Source organism: Streptomyces soli (assembly GCF_003999195.1).
GTDB lineage: Bacteria > Actinomycetota > Actinomycetes > Streptomycetales > Streptomycetaceae > Actinacidiphila > Actinacidiphila soli.
In genome coordinates this window covers 1-9118 of record NZ_RJVR01000079.1, presented here as the reverse complement: position 1 = coordinate 9118, position 9118 = coordinate 1, and the positions used below count along the sequence as shown (strand labels likewise).

Below are 9118 nucleotides of genomic sequence, written 5' to 3'. Positions count from 1 at the left end.
GGTGCCGGTCGTCCCGGCGGCGGTGGCGGCGGCTTCGCCGGTCGTCCCGGCGGTGGCGGCGGCGGTGGCGGTCGTCCCGGTGGTGGCGGCGGCTTCGGCGGTCCCCGTCCGGGTGGCGGCGCCCCCGGTGGTGGCGGTGGCTTCGGTCCCCGTCCCGGTGGCTTCGGCGGCCGTCCCGGCGGCCCCAACGCCCGTGGCGGTACGCAGGGTGCCTTCGGTCGAGGCCCCGGTGGCCGTCCGGCCCGTGGCCGTAAGAGCAAGCGTCAGCGGCGCCAGGAGTACGAGGCCATGCAGGCCCCGTCCGTGGGCGGCGTGCTGCTGCCCCGCGGCAACGGTGCTTCGGTACGGCTTCGCCGTGGCTCCTCGCTGACTGACTTCGCCGAGAAGATCGGCGCCAACCCGGCGTCGCTCGTCCAGGTGATGCTGAACATCGGCGAGATGGTCACCGCGACGCAGTCGGTCTCGGACGACACGCTGCAGCTGCTCGCGACCGAGATGAACTACGTCCTGGAGATCGTCAGCCCGGAGGAGGAGGACCGCGAGCTGCTCGAGTCCTTCGACATCGAGTTCGGCGAGGACGAGGGTGGCGAGGAAGCACTCGTCGCGCGTCCGCCGGTCGTGACCGTCATGGGTCACGTCGACCACGGTAAGACCCGCCTTCTCGACGCGATCCGCAAGACCAACGTGGTCGCGGGCGAGGCCGGCGGCATCACCCAGCACATCGGTGCCTACCAGGTGGCCACCGATGTCAACGGCGAAGAGCGTCGCATCACCTTCATCGACACCCCGGGTCACGAGGCGTTCACCGCCATGCGTGCCCGTGGTGCCAAGTCGACCGACATCGCGATCCTCGTGGTGGCGGCGAACGACGGTGTGATGCCCCAGACGATCGAGGCGCTGAACCACGCCAAGGCGGCCGGTGTGCCGATCGTGGTCGCAGTCAACAAGATCGACGTCGAGGGCGCGGACCCGACGAAGGTGCGCGGTCAGCTGACCGAGTTCGGCCTGGTGGCCGAGGAGTACGGCGGCGACACCATGTTCGTCGACATCTCCGCCAAGCAGGGCCTGCACATCGACAGCCTGCTGGAGGCCGTGGTCCTGACCGCGGACGCCTCGCTCGACCTGCGGGCCAACCCGGAGCAGGACGCGCAGGGCATCGCGATCGAGGCTCACCTCGACCGCGGCCGTGGCGCCGTGGCCACCGTGCTCGTCCAGCGTGGCACCCTGCGGGTCGGCGACACGATGGTCGTCGGCGACGCGTACGGCCGTGTCCGGGCCATGCTCGACGACAACGGCAACAACCTCGAAGAGGCGGGCCCCTCGACCCCGGTCCTGGTGCTCGGTCTGACCAACGTGCCGGGCGCCGGCGACAACTTCCTGGTTGTCGACGAGGACCGCACCGCCCGTCAGATCGCTGAGAAGCGTGCCGCCCGTGAGCGGAACGCGGCCTTTGCCCGCAAGGGTGTCCGGTTCTCCCTGGAGAACCTGGACGAGGCTCTCAAGGCCGGCGAGGTCCAGCAGCTCAACCTCATCATCAAGGGCGACGCGTCCGGTTCGGTCGAGGCTCTCGAGTCCTCGCTGCTCCAGCTCGACGCCGGCGACGAGGTGGACATCCGCATCCTGCACCGTGGTGTGGGTGCGGTCACCGAGTCCGACATCAACCTGGCGGCGGGTTCCGACGCCATCGTCATCGGCTTCAACGTGCGGGCCGAAGGCCGCGCCACGCAGATGGCCGAGCGCGAGGGTGTCGACATCCGCTACTACTCGGTGATCTACCAGGCCATCGAGGAGATCGAGGCGGCCCTCAAGGGCATGCTCAAGCCCGAGTACGAGGAGGTCGAGCTCGGCACCGCGGAGATCCGCGAGATCTTCCGGTCCAGCAAGCTCGGCAACATCGCCGGTGTCCTGGTCCGCTCCGGCGAGGTCAGGCGCAACACCAAGGCGCGCCTTCTCCGCGACGGCAAGGTCATCGCCGAGAACCTCAACATCGAGGGTCTGCGTCGCTTCAAGGATGACGTCACCGAGATTCGTGAGGGTTACGAGGGCGGTATCAACCTCGGCAACTTCAACGACATCAAGATCGACGACGTCATCGCGACGTACGAGATGCGCGAGAAGCCGCGAAGCTGATCCAGCGGTACACGCGACCGGGGCCGGTCGGCGGAGTAAATTCCGTCGATCGGCCCCGGCCGTTGCCCGTAGTGTTGTGATGACTGTTCATGCTGTTCACAACGAGGCCTCACAGGGCGGCTTGCCCTGACGCCCATGTATGTAGGGACGCTGTCCTTCGATCTGCTTCTCGGTGACGTACGGTCACTGAAGGAGAAGCGGTCCGTCGTCCGGCCCATCGTCGCCGAGCTGCACCGCAAGTTCGCGGTCAGCGTGGCCGAGGTCGACGGCCATGATCTTTACCGCAGGGCCGAGATCGGCCTGGCGGTGGTGTCCGGGGACCTCGGGCACCTCAATGACGTACTGGACCGGTGCGAGCGCTGGATGGCGGCCCGGCCCGAGGTGGACCTGCTGTCGGTACGGCAGCGGCTGCACGGCGACGACGATTGAAGACCGAAGAGAGAGAAGAGCACGCATGACCGACACCGCGCGGGCGCGCAAGCTGGCGGACCGCATCCGGGTCGTGGTCGCCGAGACCCTTCAGCGCCGGATCAAGGATCCGCGCCTGGGGTACGTCACGATCACCGACACCCGGGTCACCGGTGACCTCCGGGAGGCGACCGTCTTCTACACGGTCTTCGGCTCCGAGGAGGAGCGCACGGCCTCGGCCGCCGCTCTGGAGAGCGCCAAGGGCGTCCTCCGCTCCGAGGTCGGACGGCAGACCGGGGTGCGCTTCACCCCGAGCCTGACCTTCGTCGCCGATGCCATCCCGGAGAACGCCCGCACCATCGAGGACCTCCTCGCCAAGGCCCGCGCCATCGACGAGGACGTCCGCAAGACGGCCACGGACGCGGCGTACGCGGGCGAGGCCGACCCGTACCGCAAGCCCTCCGAGGACGACGAGATCGACGACGACGAGGACGAGCAGGGCGACAAGGCATGAAGGACGGGCTCGTCATTGTCGACAAGCCGGCCGGGCTGACCTCCCACGGCGTGGTGTCGCGCATGCGGCGCCTCGCCGGCACCCGGCGCGTCGGCCACGCCGGCACCCTGGACCCCATGGCGACGGGCGTCCTGGTCCTCGGCGTCGAGAAGGCCACCCGCCTCCTCGGCCACCTCGCGCTCACCCGTAAGGAGTACGTCGCCACGATCCGGCTCGGCCAGACCACGGTGACGGACGACGCGGAGGGCGAGGTGACGGCGTCTGCCCCGGCGGCCGGCGTCACCCGGGAGGCCGTGGACGCGGGCATCGCCAAGCTCACCGGCGACATCTTCCAGGTCCCCTCCAAGGTCAGCGCCATCAAGGTCAACGGCGTACGGTCCTACGCGCGGGTGCGCGGCGGCGAGGACTTCGAGCTGGCCGCCCGGCCGGTCACCGTCTCCTCCTTCACCCTGGACGACCTGCGCAGCGAGGGCGACCTCGTCGACCTCGACGTCACCGTCGAGTGCTCCTCCGGTACCTACATCCGCGCCCTCGCCCGCGACCTGGGCGCCGACCTGGGCGTCGGCGGACACCTCACCGCCCTGCGGCGCACCCGCGTCGGGCCGTACGGGATCGGCACGGCCCGCACCCTGGAGCAGCTCGAGGCGTCCCTCGACATCATGCCCATCGGTGAGGCGGCGGCCGCGGCCTTCCCTCGCTGGGAGGTCGACGCCGAGCAGGCCAAGCGGCTCTCCCACGGCATCCGGCTGCCCCTCCCACCAGGCGTGGGGGATCAGCCCACGGCTGTCTTCGGCCCGGATGACCGTTTCCTGGCCCTGGTCGAGGCCAAGGACGCCGAGTCGAAGATCCTCGCCAACTTCGCCTGACCGGTGTCCCCTGGCCGGTGCAGGACACGGCCAGTTCCGGAACCGGGGGAGCGAAAGCCGTTCGATTGACGCGTACATGCATGCCTTGAGACTGTCCCAGCCCTGATTTCTGTGAGTTGGCTGTTATGGGGGCGGCACATGCGCAAAGGACGGTCAAAGGTCACCGGTGTGGCGTTAGCGGCTCTGGTGCTCACGGGGCTCCAACCGGTGGCGCAGGCCGCAGCCGTCGTGACGGACATAGTGAACGCCGACGCGGCCGTGGTGAACGTGACGGGGACGGCGGTCAAGGCCCGGCCCAAGGCGGCCGACACGACACCGGCGCAGGCAGCGCCCGCCAAGGTGCGTAGGCCCAAGGGCGGTTCGGCGACCGTCGCCGTCCGCTCGGGCGCCGCGCCGGCCGAGGTGGGCGCGAGCGCGGTGTCCGTCACCGCGCCCAGAGCCCGGGCCAAGGCACCGGACCGGGTCTCGGTCACCGCGTACGGCAATGACACCGCACGCCGCTCGGGCGGCCACGGCACGGCGTTCCGGGTCACGAAGGCCGAGGGCGGCGGCAAGGTCGGTGTCCGGGTCGACGTCTCCGGGTTCGCGGACGCGTACGGCGGGGACTTCGAGTCCCGCTTACGTCTGGCGGCCAAGCCCGCCTGCGTACTGACTACCCCGGAGAACCCGGACTGCGCCACCGGCACGCCGGTGCCCAGCCATGTGGACCTGACCACCCACACCCTCGTCGCCGATGTCCCGGCCTCGGACCCGGGCACCGTCTTCGTCGTCATCGCCGCCGTGTCCGGCGAGACCGGCTCCGCCACCGCGACCAAGCTGTCGTCGTCAAGCAAGTGGTCGGTCGGTCTGCAATCCGGCGACTTCAACTGGTCCCTGCCGCTGCCGCAGGTGCCCGCGCTTTCCGGGGACGCGCCCGACATCAACCTCGGCTACTCCTCGCAGGCCGTGGACGGCATGGTCGCCGCCGAGAACAACCAGTCGTCCTGGGTCGGCCAGGGCTGGGACCTGGCGCTGCCCTTCCTGGAGCGCCGATACAAGGGCTGCGCCGACGACGGCGGCGACACCGGCGACCTGTGCTGGGCCGGCGACGAGCTGCGGCTGTCCCTGCAGGGCACGTCATCGGCCCTGGTCAAGGACAAGGCCGCGGGCGACGACATCTGGCGCGCCAAGGAGGACCCCGGCTGGCGCGTGCAGCGCTTCACGGGCGCCGACAACGGCGACAACAACGGCGAGTACTGGGTGGTGACCACCCCTCAGGGCACCAAGTACACCTTCGGACGCGGCAAGCAGGCCACTACGGCCAGTGCCACTGACTCGGTCTTCACCGTGCCCGTCTTCGGTGACGACTCCGGCGAGCCCTGCCACGCCGCGTCGCTGGAGGACTCCTGGTGCAAGCAGGCCTGGCGCTGGAACCTCGACGGCGTCGTGGACGCCCACGGCAACTCCAGCACCTTCTTCTACACCCAGGAGACCAACCGCTACGCCCGCAACGGCATCGCCTCTCGCTCCACCGAGTACGTACGCGGCGGCTCGCTGCGGGACATCGTCTACTCCCAGCGCTCCGGCGCGAAGGACACCCAGGCCCCGGCCCGGCTGCACTTCACCACAGCCCCGCGCTGCACCGAGGCCGCTGGGGGTACCTCCCGGACGGAGTCTGGGGGAGGGACCGGTGACTGCCCGGCCTTCGACGCCGACCACGCCTCCTCCTACCCCGACGTGCCGATGGACTCGCTCTGCACCAGCGGCGACTGTACCGGGGACGACCAGAAGGCGCCGACCTTCTTCACCGGGGAGCTGCTGCGCTCGGCGACCGCCCAGCGTTCCAACGCCGACGGTGGCTGGACGGACGTCGACCGGCTCGACTTCACGTACTCCTTCCCCGAGCCGTCGGACGGCACCAGCGCCGCGCTCTGGCTGGAGAAGGTCCAGCAGACCGGCCTCGCCGGGGACGGCGAGGAGTCCCTGCCCGCCGTCGAGTTCACCGGCAAGGAGTACGCCAACCGGGCCGATGCCGACCCTGCCTCCGGCGCCCCGCAGATGCGCAAGCTCCGCATCTCCTCGGTCACCGACGAGCTGGGCCGCCGCGTCGACGTGGTGTACGGCCAGCCGGACCCGTGCCCCGTGGACAACCTGCCCGAGGGCCACTACGACTCCAACACCCAGGACTAGGACCAGTACTACGACGGCTCCACCACCGTCGGCGGCCCGGTCACCAAGGGCGACCTGACCCGCTCGGTCTCCGCCGTCCGGGCCTCCGGGCCCGACACGGTCACGCAAACGGTCAGCACGGCGGCCGCCTTCGACGCGTACGGCCGGACCGTGAGCGAGACCGACGGAAACGGCAACGTCTCCACCACCGCCTATGCCCCGGCAACCGGCCGCCCGGCAACCGTCACCGAGACCAACGCACTCGGCCAGACCGAGGTCACCACCCTCGACCCCGACCGCCAGCAGCCCACCGCCGTCACGGACGCCAACAACCGCACCACGGCCAACACCTACGACCAGCTCGGCCGGCTCACCTCCGTACGGGAGGCCGAGCAGGCGGCCGGCGACCCACCGGCCCAGACCTTCGCGTACTACCTGGATCCGGACCACACCAAGCCGCCACTGGTGACCACTCGCCAGCTCCAGTCCGGCGACAGCTACGTCACCACCTGGGCGTTCCTGGACTCCCTCGGCCGCGACCGGCAGACCCAGGAGGTCTCGCCGGCCTCCACCGGCGACGCGCCGAAGACCGTCGTCACCGACACCCGCTACGACGACTACGGTGACGTCGCCGCCGAGTCCCTGCCGTTGGTCGCCACCGGCCAGGCCGGCTCCGCCCTGCTGTCGGTCCCGGCGGACCAGGTCGACGAAACGCGCTACACCTACGACTCCCTCGGCCGGGCCGTCCGCAAGGCCGAGTACGGCAGCGGCAAGGAGCTGTGGGCGAGCAGCATCGCCTACTGGGGCGACCACGTCCGCACCACGCCGCCCGCCGGAGGCGTCCCCACCACCTCCTGGACCGACGCCCGGGCCCGCGAGGTACGCAAGCAGGAAGGCAGCGGCGACGACCTCGTCACCACCGCCTACACCTACACCACCGGTGACAAACTGGCCTCGACCACCGACCCGCAGGGGCACAGGGCCACCTACACCTACGACCTGCTGGGCCGGTCCCTCACCGCCGACGACCCGGACTCCGGGGCCTCGAAGACCGAGTACGACGCCAACGGCAACCCCGTGAAGTCCTGGGACGCCAAGGCCGTCGCTGAGGGCACCGGCAAGCTCGCCGTGACGACGGACTTCGACGCCCTCGACCGGCCCGTGGCCCGCTGGACCGGCCCCTCCGGCAGCGGCACCAGGACGGCGTCGTGGACCTACGACTCCGCCGACATCAGCAACGGCACCGGCCAGCTCGCCGCGCAGACCAGCTACGTGGGCGGCAAGCAGTACACGGTCGCCGTCACCGGCTACGACCCCCGGGGCCGGGTCAACGGCAAGAAGTGGACCTTTCCGGCAGGCACCGGAGGCTCCCTCCACGCCCTGTCGCACACCGTCAACTACACCTACGACGCCGCCGACCACGTCATCAGCACCGAATACCCCGACGCCGTCATCGGCACCCCCGCCGAGAAACTCACCACCACCTACGACGCCCTCGGCAACCCCGTCACCCTGTCCGGCACCACCGACGGCAAGACGCGCGACTACGTCTCCGGCACCGACTACGCCGCCGACGGCAAGCTCGCCGGCCGCGACTACGCCGACGATCACTTCCCGCTGCGCCGCGCCTACGCGTACGAGAACGGCACCCAGCGGCTGTCGCGCATCCAGACGCTGATGGGCAACCCGCTCACCGACGGCACGAAGACCGAACAGGATGACACCTACGCCTGGGACCCCTCCGGCAACCTCACCTCGGTCACCGACACTACGCTGCCCAAGCCCGTCGAGACCTGCTACACCTACGACGGCCTCGACCGGCTCACCCACGCCTGGACCACCCAGCAGACCGACTGCTCCGACGCCGGCTCCACGACCACCCACGAGGGCCCGGCCGGCTTCAACTCGTCCTGGACCTACACCGACGACGGCAACCTCGCCTCCCGCCGCTCCCTGCTGGGCGGCACCGTGACCTACGCGTACGAGGACAGCGCCCACCCGCACGCGGTCACCGGCGCAGGCCACGACTCGTACAGCTACGACGTCAACGGCCAGACCAGCAAGCAGACCGAGCTCCTGATCCCCACCACCTACGAGTGGAACGACCGGCACCAGATGGTGTCGGCCACCACGGCGCTGCTGAAGAAGACCAGCTTCGTCTACGCGCCCGACGGCACCCGGCTGGCCAGAACCGACCCCGCCGGCGTCGCCACCCTCTACATCGACGGCCAGGAGATCACCGTCGCCCTCGGCATCTGCAAGGGCACCCGCTACTACGCCATCGCCGGCACCACCATCGCCGAACGGCTGCCGACCGGGCTGCTGAAGTGGCAGCTCAGCGACACCCAGGGCTCGGCGCAGATCGCCGTGCTCGAAGGCACCGGACTTTTCGAGCGCACCTATTACGACCCGTACGGGGAGGTGCGCACCGGATCCGCGTCGCCGGTCACCGACCGGGGCTGGCTCGGCAAGACCAAGGACCCCAGCACCGGGCTGGTGGCACTCGGGGCCCGCTACTACAACCCCGAGCTGGGCCGCTTCCTGTCCACGGACCCGGCGTACGACTCGCTGTCGGCGCAGACCGCCAACCCGTACTCCTACGGGGCCAACAACCCGGTGTCGTACACCGACCCGACCGGGCTGTGGTCGCTGTCCGGGGCCTGGAACGCGGTCAAGTCGGGTGTGTCGTCGGCCTGGGACTGGGCCGACCAGCACAAGGGCCTGATCGCGGACGTGGCGGTCGGCATCGGCGTCGGCATCGCGGTCGGCGCGGTGTGCGCAACCGGCGTCGGCTGCCTGATCCTGGCGGGCGCGGCGGCCGGTGCGGCCGGTGCGGCGGCCGGGTACGGGGTCGATGTCGCCGAGGGCAAGGAGCAGTTCTCCTGGGGCGGCCTCGCGACCACGGTCGGCGTGGGCGCCCTCACCGGCGCGGCGACCGCTGGGGCCATGGCCGGGCTGGGCGCGGTCGGCCGGGCGGCCCTGAACTCCACCGCCGGTCAGGCCGTCAGGAGCACCGCCGGCCGGGCCGCCTCCGCGCTCACCGGCGCGGTGG

6 protein-coding genes are annotated in these 9118 nt (G+C 70.6%); all 6 read left to right on the top strand.

The genetic code is table 11. From position 1 onward, the window contains the following. Positions 1-2130 (top strand): translation initiation factor IF-2 (infB, locus tag EFK10_RS06330; protein ID WP_127354768.1); only part of this gene is annotated, 2130 nt, incomplete at its 5' end. 135 nt (positions 2131-2265) lie between these two features. Beyond that, the gene (locus EFK10_RS06325) at positions 2266-2559 is read left to right on the top strand and encodes a DUF503 domain-containing protein (RefSeq protein WP_127354767.1); all 294 of its coding nucleotides are present in this window, start codon (positions 2266-2268) and stop codon (positions 2557-2559) included. Between the two features lie 25 nt (positions 2560-2584). Continuing rightward, the gene (rbfA, locus tag EFK10_RS06320; protein WP_127354766.1) at positions 2585-3052 is read left to right on the top strand and encodes a 30S ribosome-binding factor RbfA; all 468 of its coding nucleotides are present in this window, start codon (positions 2585-2587) and stop codon (positions 3050-3052) included. Then, a complete protein-coding gene (gene truB, locus EFK10_RS06315) occupies positions 3049-3918 on the top strand; it encodes a tRNA pseudouridine(55) synthase TruB (protein ID WP_127354765.1) in 870 nt (289 codons plus the stop codon). The genes rbfA and truB overlap by 4 nt, the downstream gene beginning before the upstream one ends. A 168-nt stretch (positions 3919-4086) precedes the next feature. Further along, complete coding sequence (locus EFK10_RS48460; RefSeq protein ID WP_206305328.1) at positions 4087-6087, top strand: SpvB/TcaC N-terminal domain-containing protein; 2001 nt, start codon at positions 4087-4089, stop codon at positions 6085-6087. A gap of 150 nt (positions 6088-6237) precedes the next feature. Next, positions 6238-9118: RHS repeat-associated core domain-containing protein (locus tag EFK10_RS51900; protein ID WP_206305327.1), on the top strand; the 2881-nt coding region annotated here is incomplete at its 3' end.

What these genes read in the sequence shown, in the direction of transcription:
- EFK10_RS06325 (WP_127354767.1), top strand. Translation starts at nt 2,266, where the DNA reads ATGTATGTAGGGACGCTGTCCTTCGATCTGCTTCTCGGTGACGTACGG.
- rbfA (WP_127354766.1), top strand. Translation starts at nt 2,585, where the DNA reads ATGACCGACACCGCGCGGGCGCGCAAGCTGGCGGACCGCATCCGGGTC.
- truB (WP_127354765.1), top strand. Translation starts at nt 3,049, where the DNA reads ATGAAGGACGGGCTCGTCATTGTCGACAAGCCGGCCGGGCTGACCTCC.